Origin of the sequence: Amycolatopsis minnesotensis (assembly GCF_039529815.1) — a bacterium.
Classification (GTDB): Bacteria; Actinomycetota; Actinomycetes; order Mycobacteriales; family Pseudonocardiaceae; genus Amycolatopsis; species Amycolatopsis minnesotensis.
In genome coordinates this window covers 51,697-75,223 of the sequence record NZ_BAAANN010000007.1, presented here as the reverse complement: position 1 = coordinate 75,223, position 23,527 = coordinate 51,697, and the positions used below count along the sequence as shown (strand labels likewise).

Sequence of the window (23,527 nt, the reverse complement as noted above, 5' to 3'; positions counted from 1 at the left end):
GAAGAGTGCTCGCCCGAGAATCCAGACGAGGTGCCGAGCGTGAACGAACAGAAACTGCGGGACTACCTGAAGTGGGTCACGGCGGATCTCGCCGAAACCCGTGAACGGTTGCGCGAGACCGAGGAGCGGGCACGCGAGCCCATCGCGATCGTGGGCATGGCCTGCCGGTACCCCGGCGGCGCGCACACCCCCGAAAAGCTGTGGGACCTGGTGGCCTCCGGCGGCGACGCGATCGGCGGCTTCCCGGAGAACCGCGGCTGGGACCTGGCCGCGTTCGACGGGCAGCAGGGCGGTTTCCTGCACGACGTCGGCGACTTCGACGCCGGGTTCTTCGGGATCGGGCCGCGCGAGGCGCTCGCGATGGACCCGCAGCAGCGGGTGCTGCTGGAGGTCGTGTGGGAGGCCGTCGAGCAGGCACGGCTCGACGCGGGCACCCTGCGCGGCACCAGGACCGGCGTGTTCATCGGCGCGGGCCCGTCGGGGTATGCCGCGTCGCCGGACACCGAGTCCGAGGGCAGCGAAGGGCACCTGCTGACCGGGCTTTCCGGCGCGGTGCTTTCCGGCCGCATCGCCTACACGATGGGCCTGGAAGGGCCCGCCGTCACCGTGGACACGGCGTGCTCGTCGTCGCTCGTCGCGCTGCACATGGCGGCGCAGGCGCTGCGCGCGGGCGAGTGCTCGACCGCGCTCGCGGGCGGCGTCGCCGTGATGGCGGTGCCGATGGCCTTCGAGGAGTTCGCCCGCCAGGGCGGGCTCTCCCCGGACGGGCGCTGCCACGCGTTCTCCGACGACGCGGCGGGCACCGGCTGGGGCGAGGGCGCCGGCGTGCTCGTGCTGGAACGGCTTTCCGACGCCCGCCGCCGCGGGCACCGGGTGCTCGCCGTGCTGCGCGGGTCCGCGGTCAACTCCGACGGCGCGAGCAACGGGCTGACCGCGCCGTCGATGGCGGCGCAGCAGCGCGTGATCACGCAGGCACTCGACAACGCCGGGCTCGCACCGTCCGATGTGGACGTCGTGGAGGCGCACGGCACCGCGACCACGCTCGGCGACCCGATCGAAGCGCAGGCGCTGCTCGCCACCTACGGGCGGCACCGCGAGCGGCCGCTGCGGCTCGGCACGGTCAAGTCGAACATCGGGCACACCCAGGCCGCCGCCGGGGTCGCCGGTGTGATCAAGATGGTCATGGCGCTGCGCGCCGAAACGCTGCCGAAGTCCCGGTACTCGGCCAATCCCACGTCCAAAGTGGACTGGTCGGCCGGGTCCGTCTCGCTGCTGACCGGCAACGAGGCGTGGCCCGAATCGGAGACCCCGCGCCGCGCCGGTGTTTCCGCCTTCGGCGTGAGCGGCACCAACGCGCACCTGATCATCGAGTCGGCACCCCCGGTCGAGGAGTCCGCCGCGGACGTTGTCCCGGCGCCTTCGGTGGTGCCGTGGGTCCTGCACGGGCGCACCCGCACCGCGCTCGCTTCGCGGGCGCGCGCGATGCTCGGCCACCTCACCGGGAACGCCGATCTCGCCGCGATCGGGTACTCGCTGGCCACCACGCGTGCCGCGCTGCCGCACCGGGCCGCGGTCACCGGCGGTTCGGCCGACGAACTGGCCGAGGGCCTTCGCGCCGTCGCCGACGGCCTGACCTCGCCGCACGCGGTGCCGGCCGGGATCGCGCGGGGCGGCAAGCTCGCGCTGGTCTTCTCCGGCCAGGGCGCGCAGCGCGCGGGCATGGGGCGGCTGCTGCACGCGGAGGTGCCGGTCTTCGCCGCCGCGCTGGACGAGGTGTGCGGGCACCTGGACGCCGAACTGGGCGTCGACCTGCGCGCGCTGATGTTCGCCGACGACAGCGAACTCGACCAGACCGTCTACACCCAGGCCGCGCTGTTCGCGTTCGAGGTCGCGCTCTCCCGCACCCTGCACTCCTACGGCGTCGAGCCCGCGTTCCTCATCGGACACTCGATCGGCGAGCTGACCGCCGCGCACGTCGCGGACGTGCTGTCGCTGCCGGACGCGTGCCGCCTGGTCGCCGCGCGCGGACGGCTCATGCAGTCCGTCGAGCGGCGCGGCGCGATGGTGTCGCTGCGCACCGGCGAAGCGGATGCGGCCGGGTTGCTGGACGGGCTGGCCGCCGAGATCGCCACCGTCAACGGGCCCGCCGCCACGGTCGTCTCGGGTGACGAAGACGCGATCACCGAAGTGATCCGCCGCGCCGAGGAGCGCGGCCTGCGCACCCGCCGCCTCCGGGTGAGCCACGCGTTCCACTCCGCGCACATGGACGAGGTGCTCGACGAGTTCCGCGCCGTCGCGGGCGGGATCGCCTACCGGGCACCGCGGATCCCGATCGTCTCGAACGTGACCGGTGAAATCGCCGAAGGGCTCGACACCGCCGAGTACTGGGTTTCGCACCTGCGCCGGGCAGTGCGCTTCGCCGACGGCGTGCGGACGCTGTTCGCGCGCGGCGTGCGCCGGTTCGTCGAGGTGGGGCCGACCGCGGCGCTCGCGGGTGCCATCACCGAATGCCTCGAACAGGAGCCGGTGGCACCGGGTGACCGCGAGCCGTTCGTCGTCACCACCGGCCGCGCGGACCGTGCCGAGGACGCCGCGCTGGCCGCCGCGGTCGCGGGCCTGCACGTCGACGGGGTTTCGCTGTCGTGGGACGCGGTGTTCCCCGCCGCGACCGTCACCGACCTGCCGCTCTCGCCGTTCGAGCACGAGACGTACTGGCTCGGCGAGCGCCGCGGCCGCCACCTCGTGGAGGACTGGCGCTACCAGATTTCCTGGCGCGGCACCGAAACCGCCGCCCCTTCGCTGACCGGCACCTGGCTCGTGGTGAGCGCCGGCGGCGCGCCGGAGGTGGCGGACGTGTCGGCCGCGCTGCGGAAGGCGGGCGCGACGGCCGTCCCGGTCGAGGTCGATGAGTCCACTCCGGACTCCAGGGCGGCCCTGCGCGAAGCACTGTCCGCTGTGGACGGTTTCGACGGCGTCGTCTCGTTGCTGGGCATGGCACCCGAGCGCACGCACCCGTCGGAGTGGCCCGGCCTGTCGTTGACCGCGGCACTGGCGCAGGCACTCGGCGACCTCGACGCGGGCGCGGCGCTCTGGATCCTGACGCGCGGTGCCGTCTCGACCGGGCGGACCGACCCGGTTCCGGCGCCGGTGCGGGCGACCGCGTGGGGCTTCGGCCAGGTGCTCGCACTCGAAGAGCCCGACCGCGCCGGTGGCCTGATCGACCTGCCCGAACAGTTCGACGAGCTCGCGGGTGACCGGCTCGCCGCCTGTCTCGCGACCGCCTCGGAAAGCCAGTTCGCGATCCGCGGCTCGGGAGTGTTCGGCCGCAGGCTGGTGCGCCGAGCCCCGTCGCCGCTGCGCGACCCCGGCTCGTGGTCCACCGGGACGACCCTGATCACCGGCGGTTCCGGCGCGCTCGCCGCGCACGTCGCCCGCGCGCTCGCCGCGCGCGGCGCGGAACACCTCCTGCTGGTCAGCCGCCGGGGCGCGGACGCGCCCGGCGCGGACGACCTGGCCGCCGAGCTCACCGCGGCCGGTGCCCGCGTCACGATCGCCTCGTGCGACACCGGTGACCGCGCGCAGCTCGAAGCGCTGCTCGCGGGGATCGACCCGGCCGTCCCGCTGACCTCGGTGGTGCACACCGCGGGCGTGGTCGACGACGGCGTGCTCACCGCGCTGACCCCGGACCGGTTCGCCGCGGTGCTGCGGCCGAAGGCCGACGCCGCCCGGCACCTGCACGAGCTGACCCGAGACCTCGACCTGTCGTCGTTCGTGCTCTTCTCCTCGCTGGCGGCCACCGTCGGCTCGTCCGGACAGGGCAACTACGCCGCCGCGAACGCCTACCTGGACGCACTGGCCCGCGCGCGCCGCGCGGAGGGCCTGCCCGCGACCTCGATCGCCTGGGGCCCGTGGGCCGAGGGCGGGATGGCTGACGACGCCACCGTCTCGCGGCACCTGCGCCGCGCCGGAACCCCGCCGATGGCACCGGAACTCGCCTGCGCCGCACTGCTGGACGCGGTCGCGGCACCCGGCGGCGACGGCACCGTCGCGATCGCCGACCTCGACTGGTCGCGGTTCGGCTCGTCCCCGTCCCCGCGTGCTTCGGCGCTGCTGTCCGAGATCCCGGAGGCGGCCGTCACCGAGGCGGTGCCCACGGGGAAGGCCGAGGACGGCGAGGCCGCGCGGCTGCGGGCCATGTCCGCCGGGGACCGGCTCGCCGCGCTCACCGAGATCGTCCGCACGCAGGCGGCGGCCGCGCTCGGCCACTCCGGCGCCGACCGGATCGAAGCCGCGCAGTCCTTCCGCGACAACGGGTTCGACTCGCTGACCGCGGTCGAGTTCCGCAACGCGATGACCGCGGTGACCGGCCTGCGGCTGCCCGCGGGCCTGGTGTTCGACTTCCCGACCCCGGCGGAGCTGGCGCGCCACCTCGCCGACGAGTTCGGCGACGGTGCCGGCACCGCTGCCGCGGTGCCCGCGGTGCCCGCTGTGTCCGTTGTGGATGGCGGAGAAGACGAGATCGCGATCATCGGGGCGGGCTGCCGCTTCCCCGGCGGCGTCGAAACCCCCGAGCAGTTCTGGCGCCTCGTCGACGACGAGGTGGACGCGCTCGTGCCGTTCCCCGCCGACCGCGGCTGGGACGCGCTCGACATCGGCGGCGGGTACGCGGCCGAAGGCGGTTTCCTCGACGACATCGCCGGGTTCGACGCCGCGTTCTTCGGTGTCTCGCCCCGTGAAGCGCTCGCGATGGACCCGCAGCAGCGCCTGCTGCTCCAGACCTCGTGGGAGGCACTGGAGCGGGCCGGTATCGACCCCACCTCGGTGCGCGGCGACCGCGTCGGCGTGTTCCTCGGCACCAACGGGCAGGACTACCCGGCACTGCTGGAACGGTCCGAAGAGGACCTGGCGGGGCACGCCGGTACCGGCAGCGCGGCGAGTGTCCTTTCCGGACGGATCGCCTACGCGCTCGGCCTGCAGGGCCCCGCGCTCACCGTCGACACCGCGTGCTCGGCCTCGCTCGTCGCACTCCACCTGGCCTGCCAGGCGCTGCGGCGCGGCGAGTGCTCGACCGCGCTCGCCGGCGGCGCCACCGTGATGAGCACGCCCGGCGCCTACGTCGAGTTCGCCAGGCAGGGCGGGCTCGCCGCGGACGGGCGGTGCAAGCCGTTCGCGGCCGCCGCCGACGGCACCGGCTGGGGCGAGGGCGTCGGCGTCCTCGCGCTCGAACGCCTTTCCGACGCGCGGCGGCTCGGGCATCCGGTGCTCGCCGTCGTCAAGGGCACCGCGGTGAACTCCGACGGCGCCAGCAACGGGCTGACCGCGCCGAACGGGCGCGCGCAGCAGCGGGTCATCACCGACGCGCTCGCCGGCGCCGGGCTCGCACCGTCCGATGTGGACGTGGTCGAGGCGCACGGCACCGGCACCTCGCTCGGCGACCCGATCGAGGCGGAGGCGCTGCTCGACACCTACGGCCGCGACCGGCACGGGGAGCCGCTGCTGGTCGGCTCGGTGAAGTCCAACATCGGGCACACCCAGGCCGCCTCCGGCGTGGCCGGGGTGCTCAAGATGGTGCTGGCCATGCGCGCCGGGGTGGCGCCGCGGAGCCTGCACGTCGACGAGCCCTCACCGCGGGTCGACTGGTCGCGCGGCGGCGTCCGCGTGCTGGCCGAATCCCTCGCCTGGCCGGAGACCGGCCGCCCCCGCCGGTCCGCGGTGTCCGCGTTCGGGGTCAGCGGGACCAACGCGCACGTCATTCTCGAACTGCCGGACGAACTGCCGGACGAGCCGCCCGCGGCCGAAGCGCCGCAGGACGGTCCCGCGGTGTGGGTCCTTTCCGGACGGTCGGAGGCGGCGGCCCGCGCGCAGGCGGCCGCGTTGCTGCCGCTGGCGGAAGACCCGGGCGCACGGGTGCGCGACATCGCCAGCGCGCTGCTGAGCACCCGCGCCGCGTTCGACCACCGCATCGCCGTGCTCGGCGACGACGCCGCCGAACTGGCCGCCGGGCTGCGTGCCGCCGCGGACGGCGGCGCGCTGACCGGCACGGCGCGCACCGGCAAGGTGGCGTTCCTGTTCCCCGGCCAGGGCGCGCAGCGCATCGGCATGGGCCGGGGCCTCTACGCCACGTCGGCCGTTTTCGCCGAGGCGCTGGACGAGGTGTGCGCGGCGTTCGAGCCCCAGCTCGGAATTTCGCTTCGCGACCTCCTGCTCACCGGCGAGGACCCCGAGTCGCTCGACCGGACCGATCACACGCAGCCCGCCCTGTTCGCCGTCGAAACGGCGCTGTTCCGGCTGCTGGCGCACCACGGCCTGCGGCCGGACGTGCTGACCGGGCACTCGATCGGCGAGCTGACCGCCGCGCACGTGTCCGGGGTGCTGAGCCTGCCCGACGCGGCACGGCTCGTCGCCGCGCGCGGGCGGCTGATGCACGCCGCGCCGGTTGACGGCGCGATGCTTTCGGTCCGCGCGCCGGAAAACGAGGTCGTCGCCAAGGTCGCGGACCTTCCGGTGGACCTCGCGGCGGTCAACGCGCCGGACTCGGTGGTGCTTTCCGGTGCGGCGAGCGCGATCGAGGAAGCCGCGGAGCTGCTTTCGGGCGAGGGCCACCAGGTCAAGCGCCTGCGCGTCGGCCATGCCTTCCACTCGCGCCTGATGGACCCGGTGCTCGACGAGTTCCGCGCCGTGCTGGCCGGGATCTCGTTCGGCGAGCCGGAGATCCCGCTGATCTCCAACCTCACCGGCGCGCGGGCGACGGCGGCGGAACTGCGCACGCCGTCGTACTGGGCCGAGCACGTCCGCCGCCCGGTGCGGTTCGCCGACGGGCTGGCGGCGCTGGCGAACGAGGGTGTGACCCGGTACGTCGAGGTCGGTCCTGGCAAGGCGCTGAGCGGGCTGGTGTCCGATCAGGACGCGGTCACCGTGCCGCTGCTGCGCGAAGCCGACGAGCCTCGCTCGGTGCGGGGCGCGCTGGCGAAACTGCACGTGCACGGCGTCGCCTTCGATGCCGCGAACGCGTTCGGGCCGGGGGGATCCGGCCCGGTCGAGCTGCCGACCTACCCGTTCCAGGCCGAGCGGTTCTGGCCGCGCCTGCGCCGGGCCGCCGCGACGGCCACCGCCGACGGCGAGTTCTGGGCCAGGGTGAGCGCGGGCGAGGCCGACGAACTCGGCGCGGAACTGGACCTCGGCACCGGTGAACGCGACGCGCTGGCGCGGGTGCTGCCCGCGCTCGCGTCCTGGCACCGGTACCGCGGCACCCGCGACGCCGTCGAGGGCCTGCGCTACCAGGCGACCTGGCAGCCCGCGACGATCAGCGGCGGGATCTCGGGCCGCTGGCTCGTCCTCGGCGACGCGCCGGTCACCGCCCAGCTCGCGGACGGGCTCGCCGCACGGGGCGCGGAGGTGTCGACCACGCTCGGTGGCGCCCCCGACGGAATCCTGTTCGCACCGGGTGAGCACGGTCTCCCCGAAACCCTGCGCACCCTTCGGGAACTGGCCGGAGCCGGGATCGAAAGTCCGTTGTGGACGGTGACGACGGGTGCGGTGTCGATCGGCAGGTCCGATCCGCTCACCGACGTCGGGGCCGCCCAGGTCTGGGGCTTCGGCAGGGTCGCCGCGCTGGAGTCGCCGCGGCGCTGGGGCGGGCTGGTCGACCTGCCCGCCGCAGTGGACGGGCGCGCGCTCGACCGGCTCTGCTCGGTGCTGTCCGGGCCGGAGGACCAGGTCGCGGTGCGGGCTTCGGGATGCTTCGTGCGAAGGCTCACCCGCGCGTCACGATCGCAGAATCCACAGAATCCGCAGTGTCCACTGTGGACGGCCAATGGCACGGTGCTGGTCACCGGCGGTACCGGCGGGATCGGCGCGCACGTCGCGCGGTGGCTCGCCACCCACGGCGCGGAGCACCTGGTGCTCACCAGCCGTCGTGGCGCGGCGGCCCCTGGCGCGGCCGAGCTGGAGGCCGAGCTGACCGAGGCGGGCGCTCGCGTGACCATCGCGTCCTGCGATGTCGCCGACCGCGCTGCCGTGGCCGAGCTGATCGGTGGCATCGGGGACCTCACGGCCGTGTTCCACGCGGCCGGTGTCGTCGACGCGACCCCGATCGCCGAACTGGACGAGGACGCGGCCGCCGCGGTGCTCGCCGCCAAGACCCTCGGCGCCGATCACCTCGACGAGCTGGCCGGGGACGACCTGGACGCGTTCGTGCTGTTCTCGTCGGTCGCGGCGGCATGGGGCAGCGGCGGGCAGAGCGCCTACGCGGCCGCCAACGCCCACCTCGACGCGCTCGCCGAACGACGTCGTGCCCGCGGTGCGGCCGCGACCTCGGTGGCGTGGGGCCCGTGGGCCGAGGGCGGCATGGCCGCGGCCGACGGCGCGGCGGAGAACCTCGAACGCGCCGGGCTCACCCTGCTCCGCCCGGAGCAGGCGCTGCTCGCGCTGGAAGGCGCGATCGGGTCCGGCGTCGCCGGGCTCGTGGTCGCCGACGTCGACTGGGACCGCTTCCTGCCCGCATTCACTCTTCGCCGCCCGAGCCCGCTTCTGTCCACAATGGAGCCGGAAACCCCGGCCGCACCGGCGGCGGCTCCCGCCGAACAGGGCGAGCTGGCCGGGCTGACTTCGGTGGAGCGCAGGCGCTTCCTGCTCGATCTCGTCCGCTCGCTCGCCGCCAGCGTGCTCGGGCACACCGGTGCGGACGCGGTGCGCGCGGATTCCGCGTTCGCCGATCTCGGCTTCGACTCGCTCACCGCGGTCGAGCTGCGCAACGCGCTGAGCGGGCGCACCGGGCTCGAGCTGCCGGTCGGGCTCGTGTTCGACTTCCCGACCCCGGCCGCGCTCGCCGCCCACCTGGAGGACCTGCTCGGGACCAGTGGCGAAGAGGCCGCTGCTCCCGTCGCCGCGTCCGATGTGGACACTGTGCACGACGACCCGATCGTCATCGTCGGCATGAGCTGCCGGTACCCCGGTGGTGTCGGCAGCCCCGAACAGCTTTGGGACCTGGTTTCCGGCGGCGGCGACGCCATCGGCGCGTTCCCGGTGGACCGGGGCTGGGACTGGAGCAGCCTGTACGACCCGCGCGAGGGCGTGCCGGGCAAGTCCTATGCCCGCGAGAGCGGTTTCGTGGACGGCGTCGGCGAGTTCGACGCGGCGTTCTTCGGAATGAGCCCGCGCGAGGCGCTCGCCACGGACCCGCAGCAGCGGCTCGTGCTGGAGACCGCGTGGGAGGCGTTCGAGCGCGCCGGGATCGTGCCCTCGGCGCTGCGGGGGAGCGACACCGCGGTGTTCATCGGCGCGGGCGCTTCCGGCTACGGCCTCGGCGTGGACGACGTCCCCGAGGGCGTCGAGGGCTACCTGATGACCGGCGGCGCGGGCAGCGTGCTGTCCGGCCGGGTCGCCTACACGCTCGGCCTCCAGGGCCCGGCGCTCACCGTCGACACGGCGTGCTCGTCTTCGCTGGTGGCACTGCACCTGGCGGTACAGGCACTGCGACGCGGTGAAGCCTCGCTCGCACTCGCCGGTGGTGTCACCGTGATGGCGACGCCGGGCGCGTTCGTCGAGTTCTCCCGGCAGCGCGGCCTCGCCGCGGACGGCCGGTGCAAGGCCTTCGCCGCCGCCGCGGACGGCACCGGCTGGGCCGAGGGCGCGGGCATGGTGCTGGTGGAGCGCCTGTCCGACGCGCGCCGCAACGGGCACCGGGTGCTGGCCGTGGTCAAGGGCAGCGCGGTGAACTCCGACGGCGCGTCGAACGGGCTGACCGCGCCGAGCGGCCCCGCGCAGCAGCGGGTCATCCGGCAGGCACTGGCCGGTGCCGGGCTCGCACCGTCCGATGTGGACGTCGTCGAGGCGCACGGCACGGGCACCAGGCTCGGCGACCCGATCGAAGCGCAGGCGCTGCTGGAGACCTACGGGCAGCACCGGGAACGCCCGCTCCTGCTCGGTTCGGTGAAGTCGAACATCGGGCACACGCAGGCCGCCGCCGGTGCGGCCGGGGTGCTCAAGATGGTGCTGGCGCTCCAGCACGATCTCGTGCCCGCCACCCTGCACGTCGACGAGCCGACCCCGCACGTCAACTGGGGCCGGGGTGCCGTCGTGCTCGCCGAGCGGGCACACGAGTGGCCCGCCGGTGACCGGCCGCGCCGCGCGGGTGTCTCCGCGTTCGGCGTGAGCGGGACGAACGCGCACGTGATCATCGAAGAACCGCCCGCGGAGCCGGAAAAGGCCGAGGCCGAGCCGGCTTCCTCGCTGCCGTTGCTGGTTTCCGGCCGCAGCCGGGCCGCTTTGCGGGCCAACGCCGAAGCGGTGCTGAAAGTCGTGGAAGAGGCCGGCCCCGTGGCGGTGGCGTGGTCGCTGGCGACCCGCCGCGGCCATTTCGAACACCGCGCGGTGGTGCGCGGTCACGACCGCGACGAGCTGCTGTCCGGCCTGCGCGCGCTGGTGGACGACACCCCGTCGGCGCAGCTCGTGCGCGGGGAGTCGGAGCCGAGGACGGTCGCGTTCGTCTTCTCCGGGCAGGGCGCCCAGCGCGCCGGGATGGGTGAGGCGCTCTACGCGCGGCACCGCGTGTTCGCGGACGCCTACGACGAGGTGTGCGCGCATCTCGACCGGCACCTCGACCGTCCACTGCGGACGGCGCTGTCGGACGAGGGCCTGGTGGACCGGACGCAGTACACCCAGGCCGGGCTGTTCGCGGTCGAGGTCGCGCTGTTCCGGTTGCTGGAATCCTTCGGGGTGCGGCCGGAGTTCCTCTGTGGACACTCCATCGGCGAGCTGACCGCGGCGCACGTCGCCGGGATCCTCGACCTGGCCGACGCGGCCGAACTGGTCGCCGCGCGAGGCAGGTTGATGCAGGCTTTGCCGGACGGCGGGGCGATGGCCGCGCTGGAAGCCGACGAGGACGAGGTGCGCGGGTTCCTCGGTGCCGAGGTGGGCATCGCCGCGGTCAACGGGCCGAAGGCCGTCGTGGTCTCCGGGACCGAGGACGCCGTGCTGGCCGTGGTGGACCAGGTGCGCGCGCTCGGCCGCCGCACCCAGCGCTTGCGGGTGAGCCACGCGTTCCACTCGCACCTGATGGAGCCGATGCTGGCCGAGTTCGCCGGGATCGCCGGGCGAATCGCGTACCGCGCACCGGAACTGCCGGTGGTTTCGAACGTCACCGGCGCGCTCGCGACCGGCGACGAGCTGCGGAGCGCGGGCTACTGGGTCCGGCACGTGCGCGAAGCCGTCCGGTTCGCCGCCGGTGTGGAGTCCCTGCGCGCGCAGGGCGTGGACTGCTTCGTCGAGGTCGGCCCGGATGCCGCGCTGACGTCGATGGTGTCCGAAACCGTGCGGGGCGAGGCGCCGGTCGTCGCCGTGGGGCGCCGCGATCGCGACGAGGCCGACGCGCTGGCCGCCGCGCTGGCGAAGCTGCACGTCGAAGGCGTCGACGTGGACTGGGCCGCCGTCGGCGGTGCCGGGCGCGATGTCGACTTGCCGACCTACGCCTTCCAGCGGAGCCGCTACTGGCTGACGCCGGGACCCGCGCGCGGCGACCTGTCCGCGCTGGGCCAGGAGCCCGCCGGGCACCCGCTGTCGGCCGCGGTCGTTCCGGTCGACGGTGACGACGGGTTCGTGCTCACCTCGCGGCTGTCCGTGTCGACGCATCCGTGGCTCGCCGAGCACCGGGTCTCCGGCCGGATCCTGTTCCCCGGCACGGCGTTCCTCGAACTGGCCGTGCTCGCCGGGGACCGGGCCGGGCTCGGCACGGTCGAGGAGTTCGTGCTCGAACAGCCGCTCGTGCTCCCCGAGGACGGTGCCGTCCAGCTCCAGGTCAGGGTCGAGCGCGCCGCGGGCGTCGCGCGCGTGTACTCGCGGCCCGAGCCCTCCGGTGACACCGCGCGGCCGTGGGTGCGGCACGGGACCGTGATGCTCGGTGCCGAGGACGACGTGCCCTTCGCCGAGTCCGAGTTCGCTACCTGGCCCCCGGCCGGTGCGGAAGCCGTCGACGTGGAAGGCGTGTACGACCGGTTCGCCGCCCGCGGTGTCGACTATGGGCAGTTGTTCCGCGGTCTGGATTCGGTGTGGCGGCTCGGCGGGGACCTCTACGCCCAGGTGCGGCTGCCCGCCGCCAAGGAGGCGCGGTCCTTCGGGCTGCACCCGGCGCTGCTGGACGCGGCCCTGCACACGCTCGACTTCAGCGCGGCGGACGGTGAGCCGACCGCGAAACTGCCCTACGCCTGGACCGGCGTGCGGCTGCTCGCGGTCGGGGCGACCGAGCTGCGCGTGCGCATCCGGCCGACCGGGCGGGAGTCCGCTTTCACCATCCACGCCGTGGACGGTCAGGGCCTGCCCGTGCTGTCCGTGGACTCGCTCGTGCTGCGCGCGGTACCGGGCGGCACCGCGGAAGCGGCCCCGGAACCCGTTGCCACCAAGGAGAAAGCCCCGTTCGGCGGGCGCCGCTCGGTGCGCGCCGCCGCGGTGCCGGACGGGGACGCGAACCCGCTGCGCGAGCGGATCTCCGGGCTGGCGCGCGCGGAACAGGACGAAGCGCTGCTCGCGCTCGTCGTCGAGCAGGCCGCGGTCGTGCTCGAATACGACAGCGCCGATCAGGTGGAGTCCAAGCGGCCGTTCAAGGACCTCGGGTTCACCTCGTTGTCCGCGGTCGAGTTCCGCAACGCGCTGAACGCCGCGACCGGCCTCCGGCTGCCCGCGACGCTGGTGTTCGACTACCCGACCCCGGTCGTGCTCGCCGGTCACCTGCGCGAGGAGCTGCTCGGCGAGGGCAAGGCGTCGGCGATGCCGAAGGTGACCGTGACCGATTCCGGTGAGCCGATCGCGATCGTCGGCATGGGCTGCCGCTACCCCGGCGGCGCGGACTCCCCGGAAGAGCTGTGGGAGCTGGTTTCCCAGGGCGTAGACGCGATTTCGAGCCTGCCGACCGACCGCGGCTGGGACCTCGAAGGCCTGTACAACCCGGACCCGGACGTGCCGGGCACCTGCTACGCCCGCGAAGGCGGCTTCCTGCACGGCGCCAGCTACTTCGACCCCGGGTTCTTCGGCATCGCCCCGCGCGAGGCCATCGCGATGGACCCGCAACACCGGCTCCTGCTGGAAACCTCGTGGGAGGCACTGGAACGGGCCGGGATCGACCCGCACAGCCTGCGCGACAGCCTCACCGGCGTGTTCGCGGGCGTGACCTACCAGGACTACGCGAACCTCCTGCTGCACGCGACCGACAGCTTCGAAGGCTTCCTCGGCACCGGGAACTCGCCCAGCGTGCTGTCCGGCCGCGTCTCCTACACCCTCGGGTTGCAGGGCCCGTCGGTCAGCGTCGACACCGCGTGCTCGTCGTCGCTGGTCGCACTGCACTGGGCGTGCGCGTCGCTGCGGCAGGGCGACTGCTCGCTCGCGCTCGCCGGTGGCGTCACCGTCATGTCGACGCCCGGTTCGCTGATCGAGTTCAGCCGTCAGCGCGCGCTCGCCGCCGACGGCCGGAGCAAGCCGTTCTCCGCGGCGGCCGACGGCGCGAGCTGGGGTGAAGGCGCCGGAATGCTGGTGCTGGAACGGCTTTCGGACGCGAAGCGCAACGGGCACGAGGTGCTGGCCGTGATCCGGTCCAGCGCGGTGAACTCCGATGGCGCCTCGAACGGGCTGACCGCGCCGAACGGGCCCGCGCAGCAGCGGGTCATCCGGCACGCGCTGGCCGGTGCCGGGCTCACTCCGTCCGATGTGGACGTCGTCGAGGCGCACGGCACGGGCACCAAGCTCGGCGACCCGATCGAGGCGGGGGCACTGCTCGCGACCTACGGCGCCGGGCACGACGAGTCTTCGCCGCTGTGGCTCGGTTCGGTGAAGTCCAACATCGGGCACGCGCAGGCCGCGTCCGGGGTCGCCGGGATCATCAAGATGGTCGAGGCGCTCAAGCACGAGCAGCTCCCGAGGACGCTGCACGCGGACACGCCGTCGCCGCACGTCGACTGGACGGCGGGTGCGGTCAAGCTGCTCACCGAAACCCGGCCGTGGACCGCGGAAGGCCGTCCCCGCCGTGCCGCGGTCTCCTCGTTCGGGATGAGCGGCACCAACGCGCACGTGATCCTGGAGCAGGCTCCGGCGACCGGCCGCGCGGAGTCCGCCGCGGTCCCGTCGGTGCGGCCGTTCCTGCTGAGCGCGAGCGCCCCGGCCGCGCTCGACGCGCGCGCCGCGCAGCTCGGGTCCCTTGTGGACGGTCAGGAGGCGACGGTGCTCGCGGATGTCGCGTTCTCACTGGCCACCACGCGCGCGATGCTGGAGCACCGCGGCGTGGTCGTCGGCACCGCGGGCGACGAGATCGCCGCTGCCGCGCGTGCCTTCGGTTCGGCCGACGAGCCCGCTTCGGTGGTGCGCGGTGTCGCCGATCTCGCGGGCAAGACCGTGTTCGTCTTCCCCGGCCAGGGCTCGCAGTGGCTCGGGATGGCCGAGGAGCTGATGGCCGCCTCGCCGGTGTTCGCGGACCGCATCGCCGCGTGCGAGACGGCCATGGCGCCGTTCGTCGACTGGTCCCTGCGCGACGTCCTCGCTGGCGCGCCCGGCGCACCCGGTTTCGACCGGGTCGACGTCGTGCAGCCCGCGCTGTTCGCCGTCATGGTCGCCACGGCCGAGCTGTGGCGCTCCTACGGGGTCGAGCCCGCCGCGGTGCTGGGGCATTCCCAGGGCGAGATCGCCGCCGCCTGTGTCGCGGGTGGACTGGCCCTTTCCGACGCCGCGAAGGTGGTGTGCCTGCGCAGCAAGGCGATCGGCTCGATCGCCGGGCTCGGCGGCATGGTGTCGCTGGCGACGGGGCAGGCCGAGGCAGAGGACCTGCTGCGGCGCTGGGACGGGCGGATCTCCGTGGCCGCGCTCAACGGCCCCGCGTCGACCGTCGTCGCGGGTGACGCCGAGGCGCTCGACGAGCTGATGGACGTGTGCGAAGCGGCCGGGACGCGCGCGAAGCGGGTCCCGGTGGACTACGCGTCGCACTCCGCGCACGTCGAACGCATCGAGGCCGAACTCGCCGAGCTGCTCGCCGGGATCGAGCCGAGGACCGGCACCGTGCCGTTCTACTCCACAGTGGACGACCAGTGGCTCGGTACCGCCGAACTCGGCGCTGGTTACTGGTACCGGAACCTCCGCCAGACCGTGCGGTTCGAACCCGCGACGCGGGCGCTGCTCGCCGCCGGGTACGACGCGTTCGTCGAGACCGGACCGCATCCGGTGCTCGGCATGGCGATCCGGGAAACGATCGAGGCGGCCGGGCTCGACAGCGAACCCGCCGTCGTCGGCTCCGTGCGCCGCGACGAAGGCTCGCTCGACCGGTTCCTGCTGTCCGCGGCCGAGCTGTTCGTCCGCGGCGTGCCGGTCGACTTCGGGCCGGTGCTCGACGGCGCGGGCACCGCACTGCCCACCTATCCGTTCCAGCGCGCGCGGTTCTGGCCGACCCTGCGCGACGGCGCGGGTTCGGCGGAGGCCACCGTCACCGCCGACGCGGTTTCGACGGAGTTCTGGCGGTACGTGGAAGAAGCCGACACCGCGGTGCTGTCCGAGCGGCTCGGGGTCGCGGCCGACGCGTCGCTTGGCGAACTGCTCCCGGCGCTTTCCGCGTGGCGGCACGGCGAAGACCGCCGGAACCTGGCACGCGACTGGCGGTACCGGGTTCGCTGGCAGCCGCTCGGCGAACGCCGTGACGCGAAGCTGACCGGCCGCTGGCTCGCGGTCGTCCCCGGCACCGAGTCCGAGTGGGCCGGTGACCTGCTCGCCGGGCTCGCCGGGCCCGCCGTCGAATTCGAGACGATGACCGTCGATCCGTCCACTGAGGACAGGGCGGCGCTGGCGGCGCGGTTCGCCGAAAACGCCGCCTACGAAGGGATCCTGTGCCTGCTGCCGCTCGACGAGCGGCCGCACCCGGTCGCCGCGGACGTCCCGGCCGGGCTGGCGGGGACCATGACCTTGGTGCAGGCGCTCGACGACGCCGGGGTCACCGGCGCCGTCTGGTGCGTCACGCGGGAAGCGACCGCGTCGGCGCGCACCGACCGGCTGACCTCGGTCGGCCAGTCGCTGGTGTGGGGCTTCGGCCGCGTGGTCGCGGTCGAGAACCCGGCGCGCTGGGGTGGTCTCGCCGACCTGCCCGCCGCGCTGGACCGGCGCTGCGCGACCGGGCTCGCGGCCGTGCTGACCTCCGGCGGCGGCGAGGACCAGGTGTCCGTGCGCTCGTCCGGGGTGTTCGTGCGGCGGCTCGTGCGCGCCGCCGAACCGGCCGAGGTGACGCCGTGGAGCCCGTCGGGCACCGTGCTCGTCACCGGTGGCACCGGCGCGCTGGGCGGCCTCGTCGCGGAGCGGCTCGCCGAGTCCGGCGCCGAGCACCTGCTGTTGCTCAGCAGGCGCGGGCCGGCCGCCGACGGTGCCGCGGACCTGGTGGCGCGGTTGGCGGCGCACGGTGCTTCGGCGACCGTCGTGGCCTGCGACGCCGCCGATCGTGACGCGCTGGCCGCGGTACTGGCCGAGGTGCCGTCGCTCACCGCGGTCGTGCACGCGGCGGGCACGCTCGACGACGGTGTCGCCGAATCGCTGACCGTCGAGCAGTTCGCCGGGGTGCTGCGGCCCAAAGTGTCCGCCGCGCGGAACCTGCACGAACTGACCGACGGGCTCGAAGCCTTCGTGCTGTTCTCCTCGACCGCAGGCGTGTGGGGCGGTCCCGGCCAGGGCAACTACGCGGCGGCCAACGCCGCACTGGACGCGCTGGCGGAGCACCGCGCCGGGCTGGGCCTCCCGGTGACCTCGATCGCGTGGGGCCCGTGGGCCGAGGCGGGGATGGCGCAGAACGCGGCCGTCGCCGAACGCCAGCGCAAGGGCGGTATCCACGCGCTCGACCCGGAACTCGCGATGGAGGTGCTCTTCGCCGCGGCCGGTTCCGGTGACGCCACGCTGACCGTGGCGGGGGTGGACTGGCCGACCTACGCGCCCGCGTTCACCGCGCTGCGGCCGAGCGCGCTGATCCGGGAGATCCCCGAAGCCGCGTCGGCCGCCGAAGCCGCGGCCGAAAACCGTGCGGGGGCGGGGCTTTCCGGGCTGCGAGAGCAGATCGCCGGGCTGGCAGGCGACGAGCGGGACCGCGCGGTGCTCGACGTCGTCCGCGGTCAGGCCGCGCTCGTGCTCGGGCACGACGGACCGGACGCGATCGAACCGCGCAAGGCGTTCTCGGACCTCGGGTTCGACTCGCTGACCGCGGTCGACTTCCGCAACCGGCTCACCGCCGCGTCGGGGCTGCGGCTCCCGGCGACGCTGATCTTCGACTACCCGACCCCGCGTGCGCTCACGCGGCACCTGCTCGCCGAACTCGGTGAGCCCGCCGTCGCTACCGTTGCCCCGGTCGTTCGCCAGTCCGAAGTGGACGATCCGGTGGTCATCGTCGGCGCGGCCTGCCGCTTCCCCGGTGGCATCGGCTCGCCGGACGAGCTGTGGGACCTGGTCCACTCGGGTGCGGACGCGCTCGGCCCGTTGCCGACCGACCGCGGCTGGCCGCTGGACGTGCTCTACGGCGACGGCCCCGGCGCCAGCGGCGCCCGCGAAGGTGGTTACCTGCAAGGAGCTTCGGCGTTCGACGCCGGGTTCTTCGGGATCTCGCCTCGGGAAGCCCTTGCCATGGACCCGCAGCAGCGGCTGATGCTCGAATGCTCGTGGGAAGCGCTGGAGCGGGCCGGGATCGACCCGCTGTCGCTGCAGGGCCGCGACGCCGGGGTGTTCGCCGGGTCCAACGGCCAGGACTACACCTCGATGCTGCTCGCTTCGTCCGACGACTTCGAGGGCTACCTGATGACCGGCAACGCGGCCAGCGTGGTCTCGGGCCGGGTCGCCTACACGTTCGGGACGGAAGGTCCCGCGGTCACCGTGGACACCGCGTGCTCGTCGTCCTTGGTGGCGCTGCACCTGGCGGCGCAGTCCCTGCGGCGCGGTGAGTGCTCGCTCGCGCTGGCGGGTGGCGTCACGATCATGTCGACGCCCGGTTCGCTGGTGGAGTTCACGAAGCAGGGCGGGCTTTCCGGCGACGGGCGGTGCAAGGCGTTCGCCGACGCGGCCGACGGCACCGGCTGGTCCGAGGGCGTCGGTGTCCTGGTGGTGGAGCGGCTCTCGGACGCCCGGCGCCTCGGGCACCGGGTGCTGGCGGTGGTGCGGGGTTCGGCGGTGAACTCCGATGGCGCGTCGAACGGTTTGACGGCGCCTAATGGTCCGTCGCAGCAGCGGGTGATCCGTGCGGCGCTGGCGGATGCCGGTCTTGAGGTGTCCGATGTGGACGCGGTGGAGGCGCACGGCACCGGCACGAAGCTGGGCGATCCGATCGAGGCGCAGGCGTTGCTCGCCACCTACGGGCAGGATCGGGACGAGCCGTTGTGGCTGGGCTCGGTGAAGTCCAACATCGGGCACACGCAGGCCGCCGCCGGTGTCGCCGGTGTGGTGAAGATGGTGGCGGCGCTGCAACGCGGGGTTCTTCCCGCCACGCTGCACGTGGACTCGCCGTCGTCGCATGTGGACTGGTCGGCCGGTGGCGTGGAAGTGCTGACCGAGGCGCGGGACTGGCCCGCGGTGGACCGTCCGCGCCGGGCCGGGGTCTCGGCGTTCGGGATCTCGGGCACCAACGCGCACATCATCCTCGAACAGGCTCCCGCCGAGGAGGTTCCGGAGCGCGCCGACGTCGAGATCGCCGATCCGGTGGTGCCGTGGGTGGTGTCCGGCCGGGACGACGCGGGTGTGGTGGCGCAGGCGTCCGGGCTCGCGGCCGGGTTGTCCACTGAGGACTCCGGTTCGGTGGTGGATGTGGGCTGGTCGCTGGCTACCGAGCGTGCCGCGTTGGATGAGCGTGCGGTGGTGATTGGTGCGGATCGTGCGGAGTTGCTGGCCGGGTTGGAATCTCTCACTGGTGCAGTGCGGGGCCGGGTGTCCGGTGATGGCCGGGTGGGGGTGGTGTTCTCGGGTCAGGGTGCGCAGCGGGCGGGGATGGGCCGTGAGCTGGCCGGGCGGTTCCCGGTGTTCGCTGCTGTGATCGAGGAGATCGACGCGGTCATGCCGGTGCGGGAGGTGATGTTCTCCGGCGATTCGCTGGATGAGACCGGGGTGACTCAGCCGGTTCTGTTCGCGTTCGAGGTCGCGCTCTACCGGCTGCTGGAGTCGTTCGGGATCACCCCGGCGGTGGTGATGGGCCATTCGGTCGGCGAGATCGTCGCGGCACATGTGGCCGGGGTGGTGTCGCTGGGGGATGCGTGCACGCTGGTGTCGGCGCGGGCGAGCTTGATGCAGGGCCTTCCTGCTGGTGGGGCGATGGTGTCGCTTCAGGCCACGGTGGACGAAGTGGAACCGTTGCTGGCGGGGGAAGCCCTCGTCTCGATCGCGGCGGTGAACGCCGCCGACGCTGTGGTGATCTCCGGTGACGTCGAGGCGGTGGAGCGGATCGCGGCGACCGTGGCCGGGTGGGACCGCAAGACCACGCGGCTCACCGTGTCGCACGCGTTCCACTCGCCGTTGATGGAGCCGATGCTCGACGAGTTCGCCCGCGCGATCGCCGGGCTACGGCTGAGCGAGCCGACGATGCCGCTGATCTCCAACCTGACCGGCACGCTGGTGACCCCTGGCCTGGTGACCGATCCCGGGTATTGGGTTCGCCACGTTCGGGAAGCCGTCCGGTTCGCCGACGGCGTGCGCGCACTCGACGCCGACCTGGTGCTGGAGATCGGGCCGAAGGCCGCGCTGGCGGGAATGGTCGCCCGCACCACCGCGATCCCGGTCACCGCGACCGGCCGCAAGGGTGTCGACGAACCCACCGCCGTGCTCACCGCGCTCGCGAACCTGTGGGTCCACGGCGCGGAGGTGGACTGGAACGGCGCCTTCGCCGACCTGCACCCGCGCCACGCGGACCTGCCGACGCGGGCGTTCACGCCCGCCCGGTACTGGCCGACCCTGCGCGTGGGCACCGGGGACGTGTCGGCGGCGGGCCTCGGGGCGACCGGGCATCCGCTGCTCGGTGCGGTCGTGGGTCTCGCCGGAGGCGGCTGGGTGCTGTCGGGCCGGATCTCACTGGCCACGCACCCGTGGCTGGGCGAGCACGTGGTCCAGGGCTCGGTGCTGTTCCCCGCGACCGGATTCGTCGAACTCGCCTTGCGGGCCGGGGAACTGACCGGCTGCGACGCACTCGACGAACTCACCATCGCCGCACCCCTCGTGCTCGGCGAGCACCAGGCGGTGGACATCCAGGTCAGCGTCGACGAGGACAACCGGGTGGAGATCCACTCGCGGACGGCGGGCGCCGGCACCGAATGGCTGCCGCACGCGAGCGGCGCGCTGGCCCATGCGAACTCCACTGTGGACACCGCGTGGGCGGCAGGCGCGTGGCCGCCGCCCGAAACGTCCGAAGTGGACACCAGTGAGCTGTACGAAGTGTTCGCGATGGGCGGGTTCGACTACGGGCCTTCGTTCCGCGGCCTCACCTCCGCGTGGCGCGGCACCGACGAGGTCTTCCTCGACGTGGTGCTGCCAGGGGAGGCGGCCGCCGGTGACTTCGGCGTCCACCCCGCGTTGCTGGACGCCGCGTTGCAGGGACTGGTGTTCGTCTCCGAGGGCGGTGCCAGGGTGCCGTTCTCGTGGGACCGGGTCACCCTCGGCGCGGTCGGCGCGCGGCGGCTGCGGGTCCGGCTCACCGAAACCGGCTCGGACGTCGTCTCGCTGACCGCGACCGACACCACCGGACAGCTCGTGCTCGCCGCCGAAGGCGTCGTGATGCGCCCGGCGCCCGCGACGAAGCAGGTCAGCACGGCACCGCCGCTGCTCGAACTGGAGTGGACCGCCACCGACCTGCCCGAAACCCCGGGAACCACCGGCTGGGCACGGCTCGGGCCCGACCAGCTCGGACTCGGGCTGCCGGAGCGACCGGGCGACGTTCTCGTCCTCACCGTGCGGGGCGAGGGCTTCGACGACGTGCACGACGAGCTGGCCAGGGTCCTCACCACGGTCCAGGACTGGCTCGGCGAGAACACGGAGTCGACGCTGCTCGTGGTGACCAGGGGAGCGGTGGCCTTCGACGACGGCACCACCGTCGGGACGCTCCCGGTGGACGTCACGGGTGCCGCGGTGTGGGGCCTGGTGCGCTCCGTGGCCGCGGAGAACCCCGGCCGCGTCGTACTGGCCGACACCGACACCGGTTCGCTCGACGAGCTGGCCGCCGGTCTCGCCTCCGGGGCCTCGCAGTTCGCGCTTCGGGCGGGCCGGATCTGGACCCCGTCGCTCACGCGTGCCGGTGGCGAACTGATCCTGCCCGCCGGCGACTGGCGGGTGCACGAGTCCGGTTCGGGCTCGGTCGGCGATCTCACCGTGCTCCCGCACGAACCGGCCGAACCCGGCGAGGGCGAGGTCCGGATCTCGGTGCGCGCGGCCGGGCTCAACTTCCGCGACGTGCTCACCGTACTGGGCATGTACCCCGGCGAAACCAGCCCGCTCGGGCTCGAAGGCGCCGGTGTCGTGACCGGTGTCGGCGAGGGCGTGACCGCGTTCTCGATCGGCGACCGGGTGCTCGGCATGTTCCCCGGCGCGCTCGGCACCACCGCGGTGATCGACCAGCGCATGCTCGCGCCGATCCCGCCGGGGATGTCGTTCGCCGACGCCGCGTCGGTGCCGATCACCTACCTCACCGCCTGGTACGGCCTGCGCGATCTCGGCGAGCTGGCCAAGGGCGAGCGGGTGCTGGTGCACGCCGCGGCGGGTGGTGTCGGCATGGCGGCCGTGCAGCTCGCGCGGCACTGGGGCGCGGAGGTCGTCGGGACCGCGAGCGCGGGCAAGTGGCCCGTCCTCGAACGGCTCGGCCTGACCGCGGACCAGATCGCGTCCTCGCGCACGCTCGAGTTCGCCGACCGGTTCGGCGAGGTCGACGTGGTGCTGAACTCGCTCGCCCGCGAGTTCGTGGACGCCTCGCTCGGCATGCTCAAGCCCGGCGGGCGGTTCATCGAGATGGGCAAGACCGACGTGCGGACCCCGTCCGGCGTCACCTACCACGCGTTCGACCTGGTCGAAGCGGGTCCGGACCGGATCGCCGAGATGCTCGCCGAGATCATGGGCCTGCTGCGGGACGGCGTCCTGTCCCCGCTGCCGATCGCGGTGTGGGACGCGCGCGGAGTCCGCGACGCCTTCCGCTACATGGCGGCGGCCCGGCACGTCGGCAAGGTCGTGGTCACCGTGCCGCGCCCGCTTTCCGGCGGCACGGTCCTGGTCACCGGCGGCACCGGCGGCATCGGGTCGCGGCTGGCGAAGCACCTTGCCGTCGAGCACGGCGTGCGAGATCTGGTGCTGCTGAGCCGATCCGGCCGCGCGGACGGGCTGGCGGACGAGCTGGCCGAACTCGGTGCGCGGGTGCGGATCGAACGGTGCGATGTGTCCCAGCGCGACTCGCTGGCCCGCGTGCTCGATGGTCTGGACGACCTGTCGGCGGTGTTCCACACCGCGGGCGTGGTCGACGACGCGACGGTCGCCGGGCTCACCGCCGAGCGCATCGACGGCGTGCTGGCACCGAAGTTCGACGGCGCCCGCTGGCTGCACGAGCTGACCGCGGACCGGGACCTGACGCACTTCGTGCTGTTCTCCGGCGCGGCCGGGCTGCTCGGCGGCGCCGGGCAGGGCAACTACGCGGCCGCCAACACCGCGGTCGACGCACTGGCCGCGTGGCGGCGTGCCGCGGGGCTGCCCGCGACGGCGCTGGCATGGGGCCCGTGGACCTCGGAGTTCGGCATGACCAGCGCGCTCACCGACACCGACGTGGCGCGCATGAGCCGCGGCGGGATGCTGCCGCTGACCGCCGAAGACGGGCTCGGCATGCTCGACGCCGCGCTCGGCTCCGGCGTGGCGGCGGCCGTGCCGGTCAAGGTCAACACCGCGGCCGTGCAGGCGAATCCGGAGCAGGTTCCGCCACTGTTCCACGGGCTGGCCGGTCCGGCGCGCCGCCGCGCCGCCGCGTCGGCGCAGGTCGCCGCGAAGTCCCTCGCCGACGTGCTCGCCGGGCAGACGCCCGGCGCGCGCCGGGAAACCGTGCTCGGCGTGGTGTCCGAGCACGTGGCCGCGGTGCTGGGACACCAGTCCGCCGACGGGGTCGCACCGGACCGCACGTTCAACGAACTCGGCTTCGACTCGCTGACCTCGGTGGAACTGCGGAACCGGCTCGGCTCCGCGACGGACCTGCGCCTGCCCGCGACGCTCGTCTTCGACTACCCGACGGCGATCGAGCTGACCGGCTACCTGCTCGACGAGCTGACGATCCCGGCGGCCGAGCCGGTGGCGGTCGCACCGGAATCCGCGCTCGCCGAGATCGACCGGCTCGACGGGCTGCTCGGCGCGCTGCGCACCGAAAACGGCACGCGGGCGGAGATCGGCGAGCGGCTGGCGAAACTGCTGGAGACCTGGCAGGGCGGGCGCCTGGCCGAGGCGCCGGTCGAGGACGAACTCGACGACCTCAGCGATGCCAGTGCCGACGAGCTGTTCCAACTGCTCGACAACGAATTGGAGTCCTGAGTGGACATCCGAC

The 23,527-nt window shown here is 73.9% G+C and carries 1 protein-coding gene; it reads left to right on the top strand.

Annotation, left to right across the window (positions count from 1 at the left end):
• The first annotated feature begins 39 nt into the window (after nucleotides 1-39).
• Nucleotides 40-23,514 (top strand): type I polyketide synthase, encoded by a 23,475-nt coding sequence (locus ABD256_RS10655; RefSeq protein WP_344416259.1) that lies wholly within the window; start codon nucleotides 40-42, stop codon nucleotides 23,512-23,514.
• The last annotated feature ends 13 nt before the right edge of the window (nucleotides 23,515-23,527 follow it).